This window comes from Aminobacterium sp. MB27-C1 (assembly GCF_030908405.1).
Classification (GTDB): Bacteria; Synergistota; Synergistia; order Synergistales; family Aminobacteriaceae; genus Aminobacterium.
Window position 1 is genome coordinate 848,496 of record NZ_CP133089.1, and the last position, 21,870, is coordinate 870,365.

Consider the following 21,870-nt stretch of genomic DNA (forward strand, 5'->3'; position numbering starts at 1 on the left):
GATGAAAAAGGATGCCCAAGGGGGTTCTATCATCTCTCAACTTTTAGATATTACGCAGGTTAAATGGTTTAGTCGTTGGCTCATGATCGGTTTTATTTGTCAGTCTGTTCTTATTGGTGGCGGTTATGCCACAGGACGAGAACTGGTTGAATTCTTTATGATGAATGGCCTTAAGCAGGGACTATATGGAATGGCTGTTTCCACAGTTTGTTTTGCCCTCGTAGGTATCCTGACCTTTGATTATGCACGAAAGTTCAGACTTTACAATTACCGAAGCTTCTTCCAGAGCCTCTTCCCGGGTGCGACCTGGCTTGTTTTTGAGGTAGGCTATATCTTTCTTGTTGTTCTGGTTGGAGGAATTCTTTCTTCTGCAGCTGGTACCATTCTTCAGCAATGGTTTGGTGTTTCTTACTGGGTTGGAGTCTCCGTTCTTCTTGTAGGAACCTCCCTTCTGCTTTTTGCCGGAGGAAAAGTTATTTCCACCATTCTTTCATACTGGTCTTTCTTCCTTTACGCTGTTATGTTCATTTTCCTCTATTCTACTGTTCGTCATTTTGGTATGGACGGAGTGTTCGGCAGCTTAACGAGAGATCACGGAGTAGCTGCAAACTCGAATTGGATTATGGGAGGAATAAAGTATACCCTTTACAATATGGTGTCATTTGTTCTTGTTCTTTATGCATTAAAAGATACAATTAAAACAAGACGAGACGCAGTAATTAATGGCATTGTCGCCTCTATACTCATGATGATCCCCGCTGTTGTAGAGTACTTGGCTATGGCTCCTACCTATCCATCCGTTTTGCAGGAATCGGTTCCCGTTTTCGGCATCCTTAAAAATGATCTTGGCGGAGGGGTATTACTTTCTGCTTATGTATTGATGCTTTTCGGAACAAGTATTGAAACCATAACAGGTTTTGTCCATGGACTTAATGAACGAATCAATTCTGTCTACCAGGAAAAAGGACGAGAGATGTCTCATCGTATGAGAGGCGTAGTCGGGTTCGTTATATTGATTGTTTGTTTCATTTGTGCAAAAGCAGGGCTCGTTGCACTTATCGCTCGCGGCTATTCCATTATGGCATGGTATTTCCTCGTGGTTATGGTTTTGCCCTTGGCCACAGTTGGACTTATGCGTTTGCGTGGAAAAGAGTTGCCATCTGTTTCTGAAAATATAGAGGAGGCGAAGATCCATGTGGAACCCTAAAGTACGTGCTCATCTTCAAGACTTTGACAGAGAGAGTTATATTCACGAATCACACTGTCCCATAGTTTTGAACTGCAACGGACTTGAATCGACGTTGCCCCATGCTCCTGAAGTTGAGGCTTTTATAAAAAATTATGATTGGGTTTCAAATATGTGGAAAACGGGAGATACCTCATATAAAGCCTTGACTGAAGAAATCTGTAATTACTGGAAAGACTTCGCAGACATTAGTGAAGAACAGATAAAAATAGGCTACGGTTCAATGCAGGTTCTTGAGCGGATTAATAAAGTCTTTCTTGATGAGCATGCAACGGTCTTGGGCTATGTGCCACAGTTCGTGGAATATATTACCGAAGTCAGAGTTTCCGGAGCACGTTTTGAAGGCATTGCCATGAGCCCTGAAGATAACTTTACGTTCCATGCCGATTCCCTTCTTGATGCTCTGAACGAGCGTCATACGTTGCTATATATAGATAATCCCAACAATCCAACGGGCCAGCTTATTCCTCTTGATGAAATTGAGGCGCTTGTTTCCAGAGCTCACGAATTAGGTGTTGTAGTTATCGTAGATGAGGCCTATGGCGATTATGCTCCTAAAGAAGCTTCGGCGGTACAGCTTCTACCTCGCTATGAAAATATTATTGTTACGCGAACGTTGACAAAGGGATTCCATTTTGCAGCAACCAGAATTGGGTATGGCATTTTCAGCGGAAGGCTTGGAGAATTTTATGATAAAGGAAACCTCCCCTTTGCGGTTCCGTCGGTAAGCGCTCTTTTGGCACGTGAGGCTCTTCGCGGGGGCTCTGTTTTAGACACTGTTCGCCAGATGATAAAGAAAGAGAAGGAAAGTCTTATCCCTGAGCTTGAAAAGAGAGGGTTTTCCGTGGCTTCCACCTATACATGTTGTCCCATATCTCTTGTCTCTGTAGAAGATCGAGATGTGGATTTGGCCCACCTTTTGGCAGAGAAGGGGATAGAGGTGCGTTCTGGCAAAGATTACCCTCATTTAGGGAAAAATTATGTCAGAATTGCAACTCCGAAAAAAGCGTTAGATTTCTTTGCTTGCCTGGATCGGTAGTGGGATAAAACGCAACTCCTTAAGATTAACTTTTGGCTAATGTCGAAATTCTTTTTATTTTACACTTTACAAAATTTTAAAGGTTTGATAACATTCCGAGCCAACAGTAGAAAAAAGTTTATAGAACTTGAGGAGGGACAGACGGTGTGTAACGTAGAGGCTATAGTTGCTCTTATTCTTATACTTGCGCTCATTATTAGATGTCGGTCCTATCCTCGGGCGACAGTTCTGTAACGTATGGGCTGTACAGAGGTCGGGACCTTAAGGTTCCGACCTCTTTTTTTATATCCATATATCCCGGGAAGATATAAGGAGTACTCCGTAGCTCAGATCACACATATCAAAACATGTCTGGAGGAAGCATTCGATGAACTTTTTGCTTGCGTTGTTGCCCATTGCAATAATTGTTGTCGGAATGGCAGGATTTAATTACCCATCAAAGGTTGTTGCGCCGATAAGCTGGATTGTAGCTCTCTTTTTCGGAAATGTTGTTTTTAAAACGCCTCTTATGAATTTGGCGCAGACGAGTTGGAATGGTTTTTTGGACGGAGTTCGTATTGTATGGCTTATTTTTGCCGCCTTTACTCTTCTCATCGTTATGGTGGATTCAACGGCTATGGATTCCATAAAACGTGGTCTTTCAAAGGTTACAAGAGATAAAAGACTTATGGTCTTATTTTTAGCTATTCCCTTCGGAACCTTTCTTGAAGGAGCGGCAGGAGCAGGGGCTCCAGCTGCGTTGGCGGCTCCTTTTCTCGTTGGACTTGGTATGAACCCTGTCATTGCTGCGGCAGCCTGTCTTATCGGGAATTCATGTCCTGTAAGCTGGGGTGGAGCTGGTGTAACCACCGTTGTCGGATCTGGTGCGGCCGGCCTTGATTTCGTGCCAGTTTCCGTTATGACTGGTAAAATGATGTCGTTGGGATATATATTGCTCCCAATCCTGATCATTGGTTTTGTTTTTGGGAAAAAGGCTTTTAGAGGCATATGGAAAGACGTACTTGTTATGGGATTTGTTATGGGGAGCATAAACTTTACGATGAGCAACGTCTTTATTCCCGTTACAGAACTCACAAGCCTAATCGGTGGAATGGCAGGAACTTTTGTCTTTGGAGCGTATCTTTGGCTTCGAAAAAATGCTTCAGTTCCACAAGAATATGCGTTCTCTTCTCCAGACAACGATGAAACGTTACAAAATCCTCGTTTTAGTTTTCTTCGGTCTTTGTTGCCATACTTTATCTTAAGTATTTTGCTTGTAGTTGTACGGCTTTCTTTCTCATTAAAAACTCTCGTATCCTTCGGAGGCGGGTACACAGTTTGGGTGGGCTGTGTTGTTTTAACAAGCGCTTTCTTAGCATCTATACTATTGGGATACAGTAAGTTTTTCTTGGCATCTGCTCTTAAAGCTTTTAAGCGGGTAATCCCTGCTCTCATTTCAATGGGCTTGCTTTTGGCCATGGTCAATTGCATGAAACTTTCTGGGCAAATCAGCACTCTTGCTGTGACTTTTGCTACGATTGGCAGTTTGTTCTACCCTGCAGTTGCCGTACTTATCGGTCAAATAGGAAGTTTTGTTACAGGAACAAACCTCGGGTCAAATCTTATGTTTAATCCGTTGCATGTGGAAGCTGCAAAAAATCTTTCCATAAATGTGTTGCCTGTTGTAGCAGCTCAAAACACAGGTGGAGCTATTGGAAACATGATATGCCCAAATAACGTGGTGGCAGTGTGTGCATGTGTGGCTATATTGGGAAGGGAAGGAGAAGTTATGCGAAAAACACTTCTTCCATCTATCTGCTTTCTCTTTTTCTTTGGTTTCTTAGCCATGGTGTACACCTACGTAATTTTTCCTGCATGAGGAGGAGTATCAATGTATTCGTATACCATGAAATACGGAAAGGGGAACATCGATTTTTCTATCCCGCAGAAAAATCTTCTGGGGATTATCGATAGCGAACCAATCGAAAGTATCGGTTCTGAAGAGGAAATCATCGTTCAGGCTCTTGAAAATCCTATTGGATCTCCAAAACTTGGCGAACTCGTAAAACCTGGAGAGACAGTATGTATTATTGTTTCTGACATTACACGGGCTTGGCAGCGAATGTGGGTATATTTGCCCTTTATAGTCAAAGAACTTCGTAATGCAGGCATTCGCGACGAAGACATACTTTTTTTGAGCTCTACGGGAACTCATCGGGAACAAACTCAGGAGGAACACGCTCTTTTACTTGGCGAGGAACTTTCGAAAACGTTCGAGGTTGTCGATCATAAATGTCTAGATCATGACGATATGGTTCATATTGGAACGACTTCCTACGGGACTCCTGTAAAGGTGAATAAAAGGGCTCTAGAATGCGATCATATCATTGTTACTGGTGCCATTATTTATCACTTTATGGCTGGATGGGGAGGCGGTCGAAAAGGAATTTTACCCGGAATTTCTTCTTATGAAACCGTTATGGCCAATCACGCTTTGGCGTTAGATCCTGTTCCTGGTAATGGCCGAAATATGAACAGCAGACCAGGGAATTTTGAAAACAACCTTATGCATCTTGATATGATGGAAGCAGCGGCAATGGTCAAGCCAACGTTTATGTTTAACGTTATTCCTGGTAACGATGGAAAGATAGGTTTCGCCGTGGCCGGAGATTGGGAAAAAGCTTTCTACGAAGGGGCTAAGATTGTAGATAAGAAAGATGGCGTCGTTATTTCAGAATTGGGAGACCTTGTTATAGCGACAGCTGGTGGATATCCCAAAGATATCAACTTTTACCAGACATCGAAAACTATTTTTAATGCCATGGAAGCGGTTCCTCAAGGGGGATCTATTATCGTATTAAGTGCGTGCAATGAAGGATATGGTAACGATGAAGTCCAATTCATGCTCCAGAAGTTTCCAAATACAGCGGAACGAGAAAAGGAAGTTCGTCGAGAATTTACTATTGCCAAATATGTTGGCTACACCATTGGTTATGTTGCTGAAAATTGGGATTTCTATTTGGTTTCAGAAATGTCGCCTACAGAATTTGAAGGTACAGGTATTACTGTGGTTAAAAGCCTTGATGAAGCTCTTAACCAGGTTTATGATAAGCATGGTAATCAACTTAAGACATGGTTTATGCCTCACGGAGCAAATACCCTGCCAAAACTAAAAAAATAAGAACATAAGAGGAGGCTACTGTTCTCATAAAGCCTCCTCTTATTGTATGCATGAAGGAAAGTTTAATCTTTAGTGTATAATAAAAATACAAGGGAAGTAGCAGGGAGGTCTTATAAATGGACTTGAGATCCGTGAATCTGGATTCTCTCGTTGAACAAATAAAAAACTATCTCTCAAATCTTGAAGATCAACCCTTTGAAGTTGTTGAGGCTCAAGATGCGAGTTATTGTATTCGTATAACTCCAGATATGTTGAAAGTCTACCTCGATTTATATCCCCCTTTAGGGAGTGGTTTACCTCTGAATCCCGAGGATGTTGTTAATGCATTACAGCAAGAAGGGATCCCGATTAATTCATACGATATGATTTATGAGCGTATAAAAAAATGCAACGAATCTGATATATGTTATGAAAACGACCTTCTCATTGCGGAAGGAACCCCTCCAACACCACCAACTCCAGGTAAGATAGAATTCCTTAAACCTATAGAAAGAGTACGACGCTACGATGAAGATGATCCTGCTGCGATAGATTGGAAAAAGCTCTGGGAGCTCCCAACTGTTGATGAAGGTGAGGAATTTGCACTAATTTCTCCTCCACATAGCGGAACTCACGGTATTGATATATATGGAAGAGAAATTCCACCAGAACCAGTAGAAGTGCTTCGATATTCCCTTCTTGATGGAGTGAGGGGAGAGATTGATGATAGCGGTATAATTCATGTTTTCGCTACTCGAAGTGGGCAACCATTCTTTGATGGTGTTAATTTTGATGTTCTACCTATTTTGAATATACCTGGGAATGTGGATTTGCAGACTGGCGATATTGATTTTAAAGGGTCAATTGTAATACAGGGAATCATTAATGAGGGATTTAGTGTCCGTTGTTCAGGGGATCTTGTGATCTGTAACGGAATTTATAACGGACGTATTAATTCACTTGGACAGTGTATTGTCAGGAATGGAATTGTAGGTGAGAATTGCGTCGTTCGCGCTAAAGGTATAGTCCAGGCTGGCTATGTTGAGTATGCGACTGTTATTTCTGCGGAAGATATAGAAATTGCAGGTTATTCTCTTTTTTCGACTCTTAAAGCAAAGAATAAAATCATAGTAAAGGGTAAACGTTATCGTGGAATAATAGGAGGTACTGCCCACGCAGGGAGTGGCATAGATACAATTTCCGTGGGGTCTGTTATGGAGCCATATACCTATCTTCAGGTGGGAGTAGATCCTATTCTGGTAGAAGAACGAGAACGGAAAGATAAAAAGATAGAGGAGCTTTTATGGTTTAGAAATAGAATTGAACAGGCAATTTTATCTTTTACGTCGAATGATACCTCATTTGATATAGAAAATTTGTCTGAAAAAGAACGTCAAAAGCTTTTCATGCTCATACGGCAGATGAAAAGACTAGAGGAAACAGCAGAACAATTAAAAGTTTCAGTAGCAGAAATAAGTAAGGTACTGGATAGCGAAAGACAACATAATCCGCGTATCAAAGTTAGAAATGTAATTTACCCCAATGTAACAATTGGCATTTGGGAATCAGTTTTTAAAATCCAAAAAATAGATTCTTACTGTTCATTCTTTTATAACCGCCAACGTCGTGAAGTTGTTCGGGGAAGTTACTAATATAAAGGATGCAACTTCAAATAACGAATCAAAAAGGAGGGCAGAAACCCTCCTTTTATATATCATCTCTCCATAGAGGCATAGTAGAACATCGAGGTCCGCCGCCGCCTTTCACAAGCTCGTCAGCTTCTACAGCGACTACATCAATGCCACCTTTTTCCAATGCCTTTATAGTGGCGATATTGCGATCCCAGATACAGACCTTTCCTGGTTCAAGATTGAAAGTATTTCCGCCTGAGCCGGCGCGTTGTTCTGCAAAAGCAACGGCTTCACTTTCATCTCCGCCTACTTTTATAATGCGTATTCCATCAAGATTCAATACTTTTTTAATAGCTCCGAAAAGTGAACTTTCACGTTTGACTCGAAGATGTCCCTGCTTTCCTCGAGTTATGTGAAGCACTGTAATTTTCTTTTCTATATATGGGAAGAAAAGAAACGCGTCATGATCTATCATATTTAAGAACATATCAACATGAACAGAAAGACCGATAGAATCGGTGGAGCTTAATCTTGGATTTTCAAACATGAGAGCAAGCACATCTGTTATTTCTCCATCAGCCATTGTCCGTTGAGCAATTTTTTCTATAGAAACAGGATGTGTTCTTTCGTTAATACCGATAATAAAGACATTACGGCTGTAACAATGTACGTTTCCTCCTTCTACAGGTGTTGTATCGTCGGGGCTTTCTCCATACCATGTCTTAAAACTCAATTTTTTAAAATCAGGGTGATTTTTGAAGATAGCCTGAATACAATATGGTTCTTTGATACGGTCTCGGTTAAACATATTCCCATACACTATTCCATTTCCTAATATGGCAGCAGGATCTCGGGAATAGAGCACGTTTGACATCGGGAAAAGACACCACTCATTTTTATTATCTACCAGGTCAACAAGAGAAACTTCTCCTGTGGCTTTGTTGAGCTCTTCCTTTGTCATCCCAAAAAAAAGTTGGTCTACAAGTTTGGAAGCAGAGAGATCTAGAAGGTATTCTTCGAGTACCTCCATTGTTTGTGTCGTAATAAACTGGTGTTCCGTTTGTACTATTTGAGATACAAGGTCTTTTTTTACTGTTGATATAGAGAGTACTTTGCGTAAAAGATCTTCAAAAAGGTATACCTTTGCTCCAAAGCTTTCTACAGCAGCTACCCATTTCTTGTGTTCTTCTGCCGCTTTGTGCGGGCTTGGTACAGAGTCCCATGCAAGGGAACCAATATTAAGAGGAGTGCATCTTTCAATGCCTTTCCCGGGGGGTTGCATAATAACTGCGCGTAGCTTACCAATTTCTGAGTTGACCTGAATTTTCATTCCTGTTATCTCCGTCCCTTTCTAAATGCTGTCAAAATTGGTGTAAAAATTGATCATGAGAAAGACTACCATTCTTTGTTTTTTTCGGCAATCAGAAAATGAAGCAATTTTATTTATCTTCATACCGTGGTATCCTTTTAATTTAATTCTATTCCCAAAAGAGGAGGAGGTAATATCTTATGAATCAAGAGCAGCTAAAGAAAGAAGTATGTAAGGCTATCGATAAAAGGTCAGAAGAAGTTGTTCGTATAGCTCAAGAAATTCTCAATAATCCTGAGTTGGGTTTTAAAGAGAAGCATACGGCCTCTATTGTAACTCACTTTTTTAATTCGCTGAAACTTCCGGTCAAAAGTAATGTCGCTCAGACGGGAGTTATTGCGTCATTAGAAGGAAAGGAAAAGGGACCGAATGTCGCTCTTATGGGAGAGCTCGATGCTGTCTCCACATATGGAAGTCCTTACGCCAACCCTGATACGGGCGCTGCTCATACCTGCGGACATCACTTGCAGGTAGCCATTATGCTTGCTGTTGCAGCTGCCTTTGTCGATGCTAATATCCAAAATTCTATAGCAGGAACGCTTACGTTTATGGGGGTTCCTGCAGAGGAGTATGTGGAGCTTGATTGGCGTCTCTCTCAGGTGAAAGAGGGGAAACTCCATTTCCTTGGTGGAAAGCAAGAAATGGTCTATCAAGGAATTTTTGATGACGTCCAAATGGCAATTATCACTCATGCTCTTGGAAATATGCCAGAAGCAGCGTTAGGCGTATGTAACGGATCGAACGGTTTTGTAGGAAAAACGATTCACTATATAGGGAAAGCGGCACATGCTGCGGCAACTCCCCATGAAGGAATCAACGCTCTTAATGCAGCCATGTTGGGATTAATGGGGGTACATGCTCTACGTGAAACATTCCGTGACGAGGATCATATCAGAGTACATCCCATCATTACCAAAGGTGGCGATACTGTAAACAATGTTCCTGCAGATGTTCGTCTTGAAGCTTATGTTCGAGGAAGAACTCCTGAGAGTATTGAAGACGCTCACAAAAAAGTAGACAGAGCCCTTCGAGCTGGAGGTGACGCCGTTGGCGCAAAAACAGAAATTCAGACCATCCCGGGATATCTTCCACTATCCTGTTCTTCCGAAATGAACGATATCTTTTTAGATAATTCGAGGCAGCTGATCTCGTCAGACAAGGTTTCTAATATAGGAGACTTTGCAGCATCTACTGATATGGGAGATATTTCTCAACTTATACCTTCCATACATGCCTTTATGGGAGGAGTAGACGGCACTCTCCATACGCCAGACTACAGAGTTGCCGATTATAACGCTGCCGTAATACTTCCTGCCAAAGCCGTTGCCATGACGATCATCGATTTAATGACAAATGGGGCGGAAAAAGCGGAGGGCATAATAGAACGTTTCAAGCCTTCTTTTACTATTGAAGAGTATATAAAACAACAAGAATCCTATTGGAATTGTCAATAAAGAATTAATTTTACTTTTTAAGGAGAAAACGTCACCATGAGAAACGTCAAAAATTACATTATCGCAATAATCCTCATTGTCATTGCTGAACGTATGGGCATAAAAGTATTACAGTTTGGCCCAGGGAAAGTAGTTCTTCTCCCAATGTTATATGCACTTGTTTTAGGTGGGCTCCTTGGGCCTAAGTTTTTTAAAACTCTTAACAACAAAGATATGAACGATGCAACGCCTTTTATTAGCTGGGGGCTTATGATTCTCATGGCTGAGTATGGTACTTTTGTGGGGCCAAGCATTCCTAAAATTATTCAGGCTGGTCCCGCTCTGCTTTTACAGGAGTTAGGTAATTTAGGAACAGTGTTATTTGCTGTTCCCATTGCAGTGCTCTTAGGTTTGAAAAGAGAAACAATAGGCGCTTCGCACTCTATAGCGAGAGAAGGAAACCTTGCCCTTATCGCTGATGTTTATGGCATGGATGGTCCTGAAGGTAGGGGTGTCATGGGCGTATATCTTACAGGAACATTACTTGGAACCATAATATTCAGTCTCATGGCCTCTCTTTCTATTGCCTTTCTTCCTCTTCATCCCAAAGCTTTAGCTATGGCTTCTGGAGTAGGTAGCAGCAGTATGATGGCCGCTGCGTCTGGAACGCTCAAAGCGATATTCCCTAACATGGGAGACGAACTTCTCGCTCTTGGCGCTACCAGCAATATGTTGACAAGCCTTGATGGAATGTATATTTCACTCTTCGTTGCATTGCCCTTTGCAGAGTGGCTCTATAGAAAGATGTACTACGTTCGTTACGGGGTGTTGCTCGAAAAAAAGCACATATTGACGTCTACTAACGATAGTGAAAACGGGGCATCTTCTAAAAAAGGACTGAAAGGATTAGGCAAAGAACTCGCAGTTGCATTCCCTGGTTTGCTCATTATGGGGTGTATGGCTCTTATAGGAAATAGAGTAGGTTTTTCTCATTCAATTATCACGGCATTCCCTGGAATGTTGATTTTTGTCTTTATTGCTATGGCAGGTATTATCGTTGCTCGCCTTATTCCCGGGAAAATTCCTAGTGTAGCCTTCATGGTGCTCATTGGTTGCATCTTGACGATTCCTGGAGTTCCTACCGCTGATTTTATCTTCAACTTCACCAAACATGTTAACTTTCTTTCGATGACAACGCCAATTCTTGCTTTTATGGGACTCGCTGTTGGCAAAGATCTGGATTCCTTTAAGAAGACTGGTTGGAGATTAGTTGTCGTCAGTGTTTTTGTGTTTATGGGAACATACTTTGGCTCAGCCATGATCGCTCATATTATTTTAAAGGTGATAGGACAAATTTAATAAGTATACATCATTGCAATTTTCTGTATATTTGGTCTATAATGTATCTGTACAACGAAAGGGGGAGTGATGTATGAAAAAAGCTTTGGTAGCGATTGACCAGAGTCAAAATAGTCAGTTTCTTATTAGTTACGCCTTTCGTTTTGCAGAGAAAAATAGTATAGAGCGCTTGGATTTTATTCATGTTGTAACTCGGATCGATCTTTCTATTCCAGGTTATGTAGACTATCCGCCCCACTATAATGAGGAATCTATTCGTCAGTCATTCCTCAATATGATTGAGAAAGGGATGAGAGAGTCTGGAGTTACAGCTACGCCCTTTGAGTTCGTATTATCGACGGGGACACCTTATGAAGAAATCATCAAGATGGCCGAGAAAAACAGATATGAGCTAATTCTTATTGGACATCGTGGACTTAGTAATCTTGAACGTTTCTTTATCGGTAGCGTTGCGGCTAAAGTTGTTCGCCATGCCCCATGCACAGTTCTCGTGCATCTGCCGAGAGAAACGGAGGAAGCTGCACAAACATGATTATTCGATCGAGCCAGATAGAAGATCTTGAAAGCCACCCCCTTTTTGGGGTTCTTGACGGGGTATCGAGTCGCTCTATTAACCCAGATGATTTTTATGAAGAGAGTGCTTTTCACGAAATTAACTGGGTTGAAATGGAACCGCGGTCTCTCATTCCAGAACATGAGCATGAGGGATGCGAAGAAATAAAAATAATAGTCTATGGCATAGGAATATATTCGGAAGACAAACAAAAAGAGCGCGTTGGCGCTGGGGATGTAATCCTAACGGAAAAAGGCTTAAAACATTCCCTTGAAAATATAGGGAATTACCCGTTGGTTTATATAGCTATTTCTTCGAAGTGTATGAAGTGAGCACCCCCTCCATTCAGCTTGGGCAGTCGGCGGCAGGGCCGAACTGCCCTTTTTTTATGAAAAAGGACTAGCCAAAAATAGAAGAAGTTGTTATAATACCGAGCGTTGCAGGTAAGGAGAAGTGGCCGAGTGGTCGAAGGCGGGCGCTTGGAGAGCGTCTGAACCGCGAGGTTCCGTGAGTTCGAATCTCACCTTCTCCGCCATGAATATTTAAGCTGCCCTTTGGGGCAGCTTTTTTTGTGCCCTTTTACTTTTGATAAATTTTACTTCTTTATTCCCCTAAAATTGTGCTCATTTATGTTTTGAAAAAAATAGACATCTTTTTAATTTTGTTGTATGTTCAATATTGAATAAAAATAAGATATTTCATATAGGAGGCATTATGTCAAAACAATTAATTAATAGGTTATTGTTTTGGGGTGTAGTTTATGTGTTGACGATGACTTTGACACCGTTTTTTGCATATGCAGATACAGGAACATTATTTTTTGATGATGGGCAATCTCACTTGGTTAGAGACAATATTGTTACGAATGTTGATAGTGGACTTAAGGTTTTTGGAGAAAATACTATCGCTGTCATGAATGACTTATCGATTACTACAAGTGGCGGTTCATATTTCAGAGCGGCACATGCTTTATATAAAGGAAATATTGTTTTAAATAGAATTTGTATTAAGACATTAGGATCCTATGGACATGGCCTCGGTAGTTACGGAGGTGGCAATATCGTTATGAATGGTGGAAACATTGCTACTTGGGGGGCTGGTGGTGATGGTGCTCACCTTGAAGGTAGTTTATCTTTAATTACATTAAATGATGTTTCTATCGTTATTAATGAGAATAATTATTTTAGTAATGCTCTCTCTACTGGAGAAGGTAAACTTATAATGAATAGAGGTAATATTATTTCCCGAGGGGAGGCATCAGAAAGTATCATTGCATATTATAATGGAGAAATAATGTTGAATGACGTTACAATTCAAGCAGAGGGCGTAGCTTTACGTGCGCGTTCTTCAGGTAAAATTAATGTAAATCTCTCTAGTCAAAACATTATTGGGCATAAAAAACTCTTTCGAGCATATGATTTCGGATTTATTGATATAGTTGCTAGTAATGGTAGCCAACTCTACGGCAAAACAGATCTAGAAGACGATTCAGGAACAGGCAACATTACTCTCAACAGCAACGCCACATGGACAACCCCAGGCGACTCCAACCTTACAAATCTCATCTTCGGTTCCGGTCATTTCCGCTTTACTGCCCCAACCGGAGACACGTACCGAACACTGACAGTCCGCAACCTTTTCGGTAACAACGGCACCTTCCACCTCAACTCCGACCTACATGCCGGCACTTCTGACCGTGTCTATATTGAAAACAGTGCCAGTGGCAATCACTATGTGGCTGTGAACAACAGCGAGGGGAATAGTGGTGTTGTAAAGGTTGTCGACATCGGAGACAGTGCTACCAACACGGCTACCTTTGACGGAGGCAGTGATATCGGTATCTATCGTTTCGGTGTGGCACAAGGTTCGGCCTTGTCTTCTACTCATAGTGGGTTAGATGAGAGAGACTATTATCTCTACAATACCTATGCGCCATCGACGCCGGTTCGTGGCCTTATGAACGAAAGTGCGGCCATTCATTCTCTTTGGTACAGCGAAATGAATGACATCAAGAAGCGTATGGGTGAACTTCGCATGGGAAGTCAGAACAGCGGCGATATCTGGGCACGGACCTACGCAACGAAATACAGTGTAAGCCCATCTGGAGGAACAGACTACGATCAGAAGATTCATGGCATAGAAGTGGGGAAGGACCGTCCCCGAAGTTACAAAAATGGAAAGAGCTTTACCGGTTTTGTTTTGGGATATGCCGAAGCAGATAACAGCTTTACCAGCGGAGGTTCAGGAGATACAGAAAGCATCTATGCCGGGCTCTACCAGAGCTGGCTTCGAGATGACGGTTTCTATCTCGATATTATCGGCAAATACAACAGCTTCGATCATAGTTTTACCACCCCGGTACTTGGCGGCTCTTACGATAAAGGTTCTTTTAAGAACAGGGGATTCGGACTCTCAGCAGAAGTTGGCAGACACATCGATACGCGAGATGGTTACTTTGTGGAACCGCAGATGGAGGTCTCAGGCTTTTGGGCGGGAAGCGCCGATTACATCAGCGAGAATGGTCTTCATGTAGAGGCAGATCGAAGCCGTTCCCTTCAGCTTCGAGTTGGTGGCGTCTTCGGTAGACAGAGAGCCTGCAAATCAGGAGGCAGCCAGCAGCTATACGGGAAGGTGAGCTGGATACAGGAATTCGAGGGAGACAGCACGGTTCGGGTGGATGGCACAGGTTTTGAGACGACTCTTGAAGGAGACCAGGTGGTAGCGGGTTTTGGATTTGTAAAGGACACGCCGAATTACCAGATCTACCTCGATGCCGAAAGATCGTGGGGCGACACCACCAGTAAGGATTGGGGAGTCTCCCTAGGCTGTCGATGGAGGTTTTAGTCAAATAATTTTTACTGAATAGGAATTGGATATATGCATCTTCTAAATCTATATTGTTAAGTAAATTTAAAGCTGCCCTTAAAGGCAGCTTTTTGAGTGTTATTATATTAAAATAATATTATGAGCAATATTGCAAGTGATAATAATTAAACATTTTTATAAGTTCCTTTCTGTTTCGAAATTTCGTTAAAAATACGAGGTGATTGAAAATAGCATTTCAAGTTGATCGTCCTAAAAAGACTCCGAGAGACGATTTATTTGGTTATTCCTTTTTTGCTAAGCATTTTTCGCAGATAATTAACAATTATTCGGAAGAAGATGGATTAGTTTTAGCTCTTTATGGAGGATGGGGATCAGGTAAAACGACAATACTTAATTATATTAAGTATTATTTGAATCTCGATCAAGAGAGCAACAAACACGAAGAGAGTATAGTTATTGTCGATTTTAATCCTTGGTGGTTTTCCGGGCGTGAAGATATTACGCGCATTTTCTTTAAATGTCTTGAAGATGAGCTTGGAAAAAGGGATAAGTTAAAAGGTATAGCCCAAAATATGGGGAAATATGCTGACGTTATAACAAGCTTCATTGAGCCCTTTATCTCTGAAAAAATAAAAGTTTTCTTAAATAAAATAACGGAGTTTATATTTAAGGGAAGAAATGACATTCCAGAACTCAAAAAAGAAATAGAAAAAGAACTAATAAAAGCTAAAGTTCGAATTCTTGTTGTCATAGATGATATAGATCGTTTAGAGAATGAGGAGATATGGGAAGTTTTTAGAATTATTAAAGCTTTTGGTGATTTTCCCTACATTACCTATTTACTTGCTCTAGATCGTGAAGTAGCCGTAAAAGCTATTGAAAAATATGCGTTACGAGATGAAAAATATTTAGAGAAAATTATTCAAGTTAGTTTTGACATTCCTCCACTTAATAAAAGCACACTTATTAAAGAATTAGAAAAACAAGTCAAGCAGATCGTGAAGAATAATGATGAGTTTTTACTTGATGAAAATAAATTGCGAAATATTTTAAATAGGGGTATGAATTGTTTTTTTAGTGTTCCCCGCGATGTTGTTAGATTTTGCAATGCATTGTCTGTTACTTACCCTGCGGTTGCAAGGGAGGTCTGTCCTACTGATTTTGTAGTTATTGAAGCTATAAGGCTTTTCCTCCCATATTTTTATAACATTATAAAAAATAATCAAGAAAAATTAACTTATTCAGATGAAAACTATTACGTAAAAAAAAATAACGAAGAGTCTTTTCTTGAAGCATCTATAAAATGTATTCAAGAAGATTGGCAGTCTCCTATTCGTTTCTTTATGATGGATCTGTTCCCAAAGTATTTTACTGTTAATGTTGCCATTAGTAAAAAAAAATATAGTGAAATGAGACGTTGTTGCCGTATAGGTGTTTCAGATATCTTCCCAGTATATTTTAGATTTTCGTTATTGCCGGGAGATATAAGCAATGTCAAGTTGGGGAAATTAATTGATCTTCCATGCAAAAATCCAGAAGTATTTAAAAAAACTCTTCTTGAAGCAAGAAAAGAACAAAGTTGGGAAGGGCGGCTTAAAGTGGATGTTATTATAGATCGATTAATTGATTGTGTTGATTTTGATATCACAGAAGAAAATGCTCTAGCTATGATTGAGATATTTTTGAATATTGGTGACGAAATAAATTTTGTTGATGGTAAAAATAATTTATATAGCGAAGATAGAGTTAGTTTTCTTGTATTTTCCTTAGTAAAACATTATGGTTATCTTAAAGCTAAAAGAGTGATAATAAATGGTATTCAGAGGGGGAAAGCCGTTTACGTCCAGGGAAGCTTTTTATCTCTACTTGAGTCTGAAAACACGGAGCCTTTGTTGAAAAAAGATATAGAGTTACTTAAATACAAATGGATTAAAAGAGTACAAAAATTGTTAACTTGTTCTCATCCAAAGTTGTGGAACATCCTTTTTTATTGGCGTAAATGGGGTAGTTTAGAAGAGGTAAAAAAGTGGTGTTCTGAAGAGACAGCTAACGATGAAAATTTACTTAGTTTTCTTAAGGGATTTCTTATGCCTATAGAAACAAGTTCAGGGAGATTTTTTCGACCACAAATAGAATTAAGTTTTAGATTTAAGGATTTTAGAACATATCTTGCCCCGTCTACTTGTGCAAGTCGAATAGAGAAACTTACTCAAGATAGAAGTGTTCCCCCAGATGCCCAATTAGCGGTAAAACAATTCTTGTTAAAATACAAGGAGTATTTATCACTGTCCAATAATTCTGCCTAAAATTATAAGAGAAAATGTAATTTTTTTAGTTATTGTCCAATTTTTTATGATTTTAATCAATAGTTTGAAGGGGAGGTTTTTTGATGGTATGTTCTGAAAATGGTTTACGATCTGAAAAAATTAGTGAAGAAATTGTCTCCTTTCAATTAGCTGAGGCAAAAGAATGGATGAATATCGCTTGCCAAGAAAATAAAAACGAAGAAGAAAAAGAAAATATAAAGAGGCTTAAAGATTTTTTGCTTTCGTCAATGCAAATGCAACATGTTATGGTTTTAACAGGCAGCGGTACCTCGCTTGGGGAAAAGAGTGGTGGCCCTTCAGGTCCTTCGATGCATGATTTATGGGAAAAAGCTACAAGTCCTAGAAACATAGAAAGTAAAAAATTAGATGCAATTTTTAAAAAAATAAATTATGAGGAACAAAAAGAGGAGAAAAATATAGAAGATTTTCTATCATCGTGTGAATCATATTTGCAAATATATAAAGATGATTATAAAGTTCGCGATTTTTTATCTAAAGCAAAAGAATCTATTGTAGAACGGTGTCGTTTTGAAACATCTAATGAGCAACTTAATGCTCATATAACTTTTTTACACAAAATTTCCAGAAGACGAGGCCGAGACTCGCGTTTAAAGATTTTTACAACAAATTACGATCTTTGTTTCGAGAGAGCGGCTGGGGCTTTAGGATTTGTCTGTTTAAACGGTTTTTCTTTTTCTAATCCGAGAACGTATAACCCTCTCTATTTTGATTACGACATAGTTCGACGAGACAATTTCTCCAATAATGATTCTTCAAATTACTTGGAAGGAGTTTTTAAGCTTTATAAGCTTCATGGTTCTGTAAATTGGGAACGGGAGAAAAAAAAAGGAAGTGTAGAAATAATTTATGAGAGTGATAAAGCACGTGCCCAAAATATATGCATGATTTTCCCAGCTAAGGATAAATATCAACAGTCGTATATCCAGCCTCATTTGGAATTAATGGCGAGATATCTTTCTTCGCTAAGAACATCTAATACATGTCTTATTATTTGTGGCTTCGGTTTTAATGACGACCATCTATCGGAACCTATTGTTTCTGCAATAAAAACTAACCCACATTTAAGAGTTATTATAGTAAGTCCTCACGTAAAAGAGCATATAGATGAAGGTTGTTCGAGTGATTCTATATATTGGGAAAAATTCAAGACTCTTGCTGATGAAAATGAAGATATTACATTTATTAATGCCAATTTTGATAGCTTTGCTAACCTTATTCCTGATCTTCGAGCCCTTAGCGATACTGAAAGATTAGCTCAAAATATAAAAAATTTGGTGAAGTCAAATGATGAAAGGTGAGAAAACACTATCTGAATTATTCCCTAAAGGGATTTTAAGGCCGGAGCTTTATATGGGAACAGTTAATGCTGTAACAACTAATATGTTATGGGTTGATTTTTCTGGTGCTGATACACCAAGTGGTTATCAATATATGGGAAAACGCTACGGGAAAGGGGAAGTTGGAGAATTTGTTCTCGTTGAAGGTCAACTTAAAATATTATTGGGACGAATTGTTGAGATCAAACTTTCCGATGAAAAGCCGGGACGAAATTCTATAGACGCTCTGGGAAGAGTCCATTTATTGGGATCTATATCAGTGGATACTCTCAAAATAACAGCTGGTATTTCTGTCTATCCTCGTTTAGGAGATAAAGTTTATGCTGCTCCTTATAATTTTATTTCACAAATACCCTGTTTAATTGGAAATGAAAAGAAAACAAACATAATGCTACGCTTGGGTACAGTAGGAGAAGGGATGCCATGTGACATTAATGTTAGGGTTGAAAAACTTTTTGGTAGGCACTTGGCTATTTTAGGTTCAACTGGAGGAGGAAAAAGTTGGACTATGGCTAGAATAATTGGGGAGTGTATGAAATTTAAATCTAAAATGATTTTGATAGATGCGACTGGAGAGTACCATACAATGATGTCAAAGGATTGCTGTAGGAGTGTTTATCTTTGTGATTCGCTTAATGTAAAAGGGGACCAAACTGAAAATATAAAGTGCTCTTTACCTCCTTCTATGTTTCAGGAAAGTGACTTTATTGCTCTTTTTGAACCTGCAGGGAAAGTGCAGGGACCAAAACTGAAAGAAGCAATTAGAAGTCTTCGTTTGGCGACTCTTTGTCCTACGAAATTTCCAAGTAAATACATTATGAAAAAAAACCAGTCGAAGAGTATTTACAAAGAAGCTATAAATGAAAATGATAATTTAACTAAAATAGATGATCCTCGTCAAGAATTTGATGTTACTTTATTGCCGAAGCAAATTGAAGAAGAATGTGTTTGGCCTAATGGTAATAACGATTCTGAGAAGTGGGGGAAAGAAGATAATAGTTTTGGATATTGTTTGTCTTTAATCAGTAGGATTAATTTAATATTAACGTCTCCAGCATTTAGTTGTATCTTTAAAGACAAAGAAAATCCTCTCAATGAAGAGATAGAAAATTTTATAACTAAAGATGATCTTTGTTTATTCAGAATAGACCTTAGCTCTGTCCCTTTTGAGTATAAAGCAAGAGAAATTATATCTAACGTTATTGGACGTTTTTTGCTTGCTAAGGCGAGAAAGGGAGAATTTATAAAATGTCCTCTTTTAATTTTTTTAGATGAAGCACATAATTTTTTAGGGAAAAATATTGGAGGGGAAGATTCTTATGCTAAATTGGATGCATTTGAACTCATTGCTAAAGAGGGACGAAAATTTGGGTTAAATATATGTTTAAGTAGCCAGAGGCCCAGAGATATTACTGAAGGGGTCTTAAGCCAAATAGGGACATTGATTGTTCACCGTCTTACAAATGATCGAGATAGGGATATCGTTGAAAGGGCTTGTGGAGAAATTGACAAGATGGCTTCTTCTTTTCTACCTAGTTTGGAGCAAGGAGAAGTTGCTATTATCGGTAGTGATTTCCCTATTCCACTGACAGTAAATGTAATGCGTCCTGAAATAGCTCCTGATTCTTCAGGGCCAGATTATCAGAACTGTTGGCGCTAAAAAGTTTTACATTTAATAACACCACTATACAATATATTAGTGGTGTTATTTTTTATTCTATGGAGTGAAAAAGAAGCAGGAATATCTTGTATGTTTCCAATTTTATATCGCTAAATAATAGTAAGGTTGCCCCTTTGTATGTATTCAGATAAATAGAATAATTTTCTGCCTACATTTACTTCCAAAAATGTACTAAAATATACTAGAGTTGCTTAATTTTAACGAACGTACCCATCTATGGATAATGAACGGACTTTGGGAGGTAATGTGAAATGTATCAGGTAGGAGATTTAATTTTTTATGGCAACACAGGAGTATGTGAAGTTAAGGGTATTACAACACGAGATGCAGGAAAAGCAAACGATAAAGAACTCTATTATGTCTTAGAACCCGTGTATCAGAACTGTAAAATATTTATTCCTGTTAATACAACTGAAGTATTTATGCGTCCTGTTATTTCTAAAGACGAAGCTAAACAGCTTATTGATACGATTCCTACTCTTCAGGTAGAAACATATGAAGACTATACTTCAAGTCAACTTACAGAATGTTATGAGTCTTTAATTAAAACACACGATTGTGCTGACTTAATAGAATTGACGATGTCTATTTATACGAAGAAGCAGCTTGCTGACCAAAAGAAACATAAATTTGGGGCTATTGACGATAAATTTATGAAACGTGCAGAAGATCTGCTTTTTGGAGAACTAGCAATAGCTCTTGATATTCCAAAAGAGAAGGTGCCTGAATATATAGCCAAAAGAGTTGGCAGAAAAAATAGAGCTAATAAAAATGAATATAATTAATTTTCTCTAGTTTTACCATGCTATTTTATTTTTCCCTGCATTTTTAGCGTCGTAAAGCAGCATGTCTGCTCTGTGAATAAGAGATTGTAACGTATCTCCTTTTTGGAGGAATGTTATTCCTCCACTAATGGAGATGGTTTTATCTTTTTCAGCTATATTCTGTAATATTTTTTCTCTAAATCGCTCTGCTGCCTTTACGGCGTTGCCTAACGGTGTTTCCGGAAAAATAACTAAAAATTCATCGCCTCCATATCTTCCCAAGAGGTCAGTTTCCCTGAATGTTTGTTTCATTGTTTCCGTCGCTTTTATGATTATTCGGTCTCCTTCCTGGTGTCCGAATGTGTCGTTTATATTTTTGAAGCCATCCATGTCAAATATTCCCACAGATAAAGGTGTTTTATAGCGATTAGCTCGTCGTATTTCTTCTTCCAACCTTCTACAAATATGTTTATGGTTAAAAAGATCTGTCATTCCATCTTTAATAGACAGATTTTTGAGTGTCTGAATTTGTTTGTCGATAATTTTCTTATTCATAAAGGTTTTGGTTTTCATTTGATAGGTCAACCTGGAAATGACAAGAGCCAAAACCAACGCAGCGAAAGAATTAAAAATATGATTTCGCGCAATAACGGGGTTATGCTGAAATTTAGGAAGAAAAGTGACGAAAATCCATTGAGCTGCACTAAAGATAGCAATCATATGAGGAAATGGGATATAAAAAAAGGACGCAATGCAGAAAAGAACAATTACATATACTGTAATGGTTCCAGTATAAATTTGATTGGCAAAACTTAGCATTACTGCAAAGGTAAGAAGTCCTAAGAAATAAAAAAATAAGAACCAGGAAGAATATCGAGGTAATTTTTCATTTTTTTTATTATTGAAATAGATTATTACGGGTAGAAAAACAATATAGATAAGAAAAAGAGTCACATACAAAGGGATATAACAAGAGAGACCAGCCTTATAGACATAGCCAAATGCCATGCTTTCAATAAGCAGTCCTAAAAGGCTGAATATAAGAATGTGGTGTATGTTTTGTTGCCAAAGAAAAAAGCGTAGTTCCTCACGATAATCATTTGTTGAATTTTGCCGCAGATTTTTCATTAAGTAATCTCCATTAA

Annotated in this window: 16 protein-coding genes and 1 tRNA gene; 15 read left to right on the forward strand and 2 right to left on the reverse strand. The window is 39.1% G+C overall.

The features are described 5' to 3' along the window. Nucleotide 1 precedes the first annotated feature (1 nt). The 5 genes from RBH88_RS04105 to RBH88_RS04125 all read left to right on the forward strand — a co-directional run bounded on the left by RBH88_RS04105 (nucleotide 2) and on the right by RBH88_RS04125 (nucleotide 7,076). Nucleotides 2-1,207: a hypothetical protein gene (locus tag RBH88_RS04105; RefSeq protein ID WP_213701176.1), complete on the forward strand. Its 1,206-nt coding sequence runs from the start codon at nucleotides 2-4 to the stop codon at nucleotides 1,205-1,207. After that, nucleotides 1,194-2,285, forward strand: a complete 1,092-nt coding sequence (locus RBH88_RS04110; protein WP_307879977.1) for a histidinol-phosphate transaminase — start codon at nucleotides 1,194-1,196, stop codon at nucleotides 2,283-2,285. Before RBH88_RS04105 ends, RBH88_RS04110 begins: the two co-directional genes overlap by 14 nt. Before the next feature lie 367 nt (nucleotides 2,286-2,652). Then, complete coding sequence (locus tag RBH88_RS04115) at nucleotides 2,653-4,143, forward strand: L-lactate permease (protein ID WP_213690262.1); 1,491 nt, start codon at nucleotides 2,653-2,655, stop codon at nucleotides 4,141-4,143. A 12-nt stretch (nucleotides 4,144-4,155) separates the two neighbouring features. Next, the gene (gene larA, locus RBH88_RS04120; RefSeq protein ID WP_213690261.1) at nucleotides 4,156-5,445 is read left to right on the forward strand and encodes a nickel-dependent lactate racemase; all 1,290 of its coding nucleotides are present in this window, start codon (nucleotides 4,156-4,158) and stop codon (nucleotides 5,443-5,445) included. A 116-nt stretch (nucleotides 5,446-5,561) separates the two neighbouring features. Next, nucleotides 5,562-7,076: a DUF342 domain-containing protein gene (locus RBH88_RS04125; protein WP_307879978.1), complete on the forward strand. Its 1,515-nt coding sequence runs from the start codon at nucleotides 5,562-5,564 to the stop codon at nucleotides 7,074-7,076. Nucleotides 7,077-7,131: 55 nt separating this feature from the next. Here RBH88_RS04125 and RBH88_RS04130 read toward each other — a convergent pair whose 3' ends face one another. Beyond that, a complete protein-coding gene (locus RBH88_RS04130) occupies nucleotides 7,132-8,385 on the reverse strand; it encodes an arginine deiminase family protein (RefSeq protein WP_307879979.1) in 1,254 nt (417 codons plus the stop codon). A gap of 179 nt (nucleotides 8,386-8,564) precedes the next feature. On the opposite strand from RBH88_RS04130, the gene RBH88_RS04135 reads away from it, so the two are divergent. The 10 genes from RBH88_RS04135 to RBH88_RS04180 all read left to right on the forward strand — a co-directional run bounded on the left by RBH88_RS04135 (nucleotide 8,565) and on the right by RBH88_RS04180 (nucleotide 20,746). Continuing rightward, nucleotides 8,565-9,878, forward strand: a complete 1,314-nt coding sequence (locus tag RBH88_RS04135) for an amidohydrolase (protein WP_213695881.1) — start codon at nucleotides 8,565-8,567, stop codon at nucleotides 9,876-9,878. Between the two features lie 36 nt (nucleotides 9,879-9,914). After that, nucleotides 9,915-11,216, forward strand: a complete 1,302-nt coding sequence (locus RBH88_RS04140) for a DUF3100 domain-containing protein (RefSeq protein WP_307879980.1) — start codon at nucleotides 9,915-9,917, stop codon at nucleotides 11,214-11,216. Between the two features lie 73 nt (nucleotides 11,217-11,289). Then, on the forward strand, nucleotides 11,290-11,748 hold the full coding sequence (locus tag RBH88_RS04145; protein ID WP_213695880.1) for a universal stress protein: 459 nt from the start codon (nucleotides 11,290-11,292) through the stop codon (nucleotides 11,746-11,748). Beyond that, nucleotides 11,745-12,101: a cupin domain-containing protein gene (locus RBH88_RS04150; protein ID WP_213695879.1), complete on the forward strand. Its 357-nt coding sequence runs from the start codon at nucleotides 11,745-11,747 to the stop codon at nucleotides 12,099-12,101. The genes RBH88_RS04145 and RBH88_RS04150 overlap by 4 nt, the downstream gene beginning before the upstream one ends. A gap of 115 nt (nucleotides 12,102-12,216) precedes the next feature. Continuing rightward, a tRNA-Ser gene (locus tag RBH88_RS04155) sits at nucleotides 12,217-12,304 on the forward strand. A gap of 179 nt (nucleotides 12,305-12,483) precedes the next feature. Next, nucleotides 12,484-14,613 (forward strand): autotransporter outer membrane beta-barrel domain-containing protein, encoded by a 2,130-nt coding sequence (locus tag RBH88_RS04160; protein ID WP_307879981.1) that lies wholly within the window; start codon nucleotides 12,484-12,486, stop codon nucleotides 14,611-14,613. A gap of 203 nt (nucleotides 14,614-14,816) precedes the next feature. Continuing rightward, the gene (locus tag RBH88_RS04165) at nucleotides 14,817-16,901 is read left to right on the forward strand and encodes a P-loop NTPase fold protein (protein ID WP_307879982.1); all 2,085 of its coding nucleotides are present in this window, start codon (nucleotides 14,817-14,819) and stop codon (nucleotides 16,899-16,901) included. 83 nt (nucleotides 16,902-16,984) lie between these two features. Beyond that, nucleotides 16,985-18,241, forward strand: coding sequence for an SIR2 family protein (locus RBH88_RS04170; protein ID WP_307879983.1), 1,257 nt, complete (start codon nucleotides 16,985-16,987; stop codon nucleotides 18,239-18,241). Then, complete coding sequence (locus RBH88_RS04175) at nucleotides 18,231-19,940, forward strand: ATP-binding protein (RefSeq protein WP_307879984.1); 1,710 nt, start codon at nucleotides 18,231-18,233, stop codon at nucleotides 19,938-19,940. The genes RBH88_RS04170 and RBH88_RS04175 overlap by 11 nt, the downstream gene beginning before the upstream one ends. Nucleotides 19,941-20,212: 272 nt before the next feature. Beyond that, nucleotides 20,213-20,746, forward strand: a complete 534-nt coding sequence (locus RBH88_RS04180; protein WP_307879985.1) for a CarD family transcriptional regulator — start codon at nucleotides 20,213-20,215, stop codon at nucleotides 20,744-20,746. 12 nt (nucleotides 20,747-20,758) lie between these two features. Here RBH88_RS04180 and RBH88_RS04185 read toward each other — a convergent pair whose 3' ends face one another. Beyond that, nucleotides 20,759-21,853, reverse strand: coding sequence for a GGDEF domain-containing protein (locus tag RBH88_RS04185; RefSeq protein ID WP_307879986.1), 1,095 nt, complete (start codon nucleotides 21,851-21,853; stop codon nucleotides 20,759-20,761). Between the last annotated feature and the right edge of the window lie 17 nt (nucleotides 21,854-21,870).

Bases quoted from the DNA above. Each gene is read 5' to 3' on its own strand.
- RBH88_RS04105 (WP_213701176.1), top strand. From the start codon at position 2: ATGAAAAAGGATGCCCAAGGGGGTTCTATCATCTCTCAACTTTTAGAT.
- RBH88_RS04110 (WP_307879977.1), top strand. From the start codon at position 1,194: ATGTGGAACCCTAAAGTACGTGCTCATCTTCAAGACTTTGACAGAGAG.
- RBH88_RS04115 (WP_213690262.1), top strand. From the start codon at position 2,653: ATGAACTTTTTGCTTGCGTTGTTGCCCATTGCAATAATTGTTGTCGGA.
- larA (WP_213690261.1), top strand. From the start codon at position 4,156: ATGTATTCGTATACCATGAAATACGGAAAGGGGAACATCGATTTTTCT.
- RBH88_RS04125 (WP_307879978.1), top strand. From the start codon at position 5,562: ATGGACTTGAGATCCGTGAATCTGGATTCTCTCGTTGAACAAATAAAA.
- RBH88_RS04130 (WP_307879979.1), bottom strand. From the start codon at position 8,385: ATGAAAATTCAGGTCAACTCAGAAATTGGTAAGCTACGCGCAGTTATT.
- RBH88_RS04135 (WP_213695881.1), top strand. From the start codon at position 8,565: ATGAATCAAGAGCAGCTAAAGAAAGAAGTATGTAAGGCTATCGATAAA.
- RBH88_RS04140 (WP_307879980.1), top strand. From the start codon at position 9,915: ATGAGAAACGTCAAAAATTACATTATCGCAATAATCCTCATTGTCATT.
- RBH88_RS04145 (WP_213695880.1), top strand. From the start codon at position 11,290: ATGAAAAAAGCTTTGGTAGCGATTGACCAGAGTCAAAATAGTCAGTTT.
- RBH88_RS04150 (WP_213695879.1), top strand. From the start codon at position 11,745: ATGATTATTCGATCGAGCCAGATAGAAGATCTTGAAAGCCACCCCCTT.
- RBH88_RS04160 (WP_307879981.1), top strand. From the start codon at position 12,484: ATGTCAAAACAATTAATTAATAGGTTATTGTTTTGGGGTGTAGTTTAT.
- RBH88_RS04170 (WP_307879983.1), top strand. From the start codon at position 16,985: ATGGTATGTTCTGAAAATGGTTTACGATCTGAAAAAATTAGTGAAGAA.
- RBH88_RS04175 (WP_307879984.1), top strand. From the start codon at position 18,231: ATGAAAGGTGAGAAAACACTATCTGAATTATTCCCTAAAGGGATTTTA.
- RBH88_RS04180 (WP_307879985.1), top strand. From the start codon at position 20,213: ATGTATCAGGTAGGAGATTTAATTTTTTATGGCAACACAGGAGTATGT.
- RBH88_RS04185 (WP_307879986.1), bottom strand. From the start codon at position 21,853: ATGAAAAATCTGCGGCAAAATTCAACAAATGATTATCGTGAGGAACTA.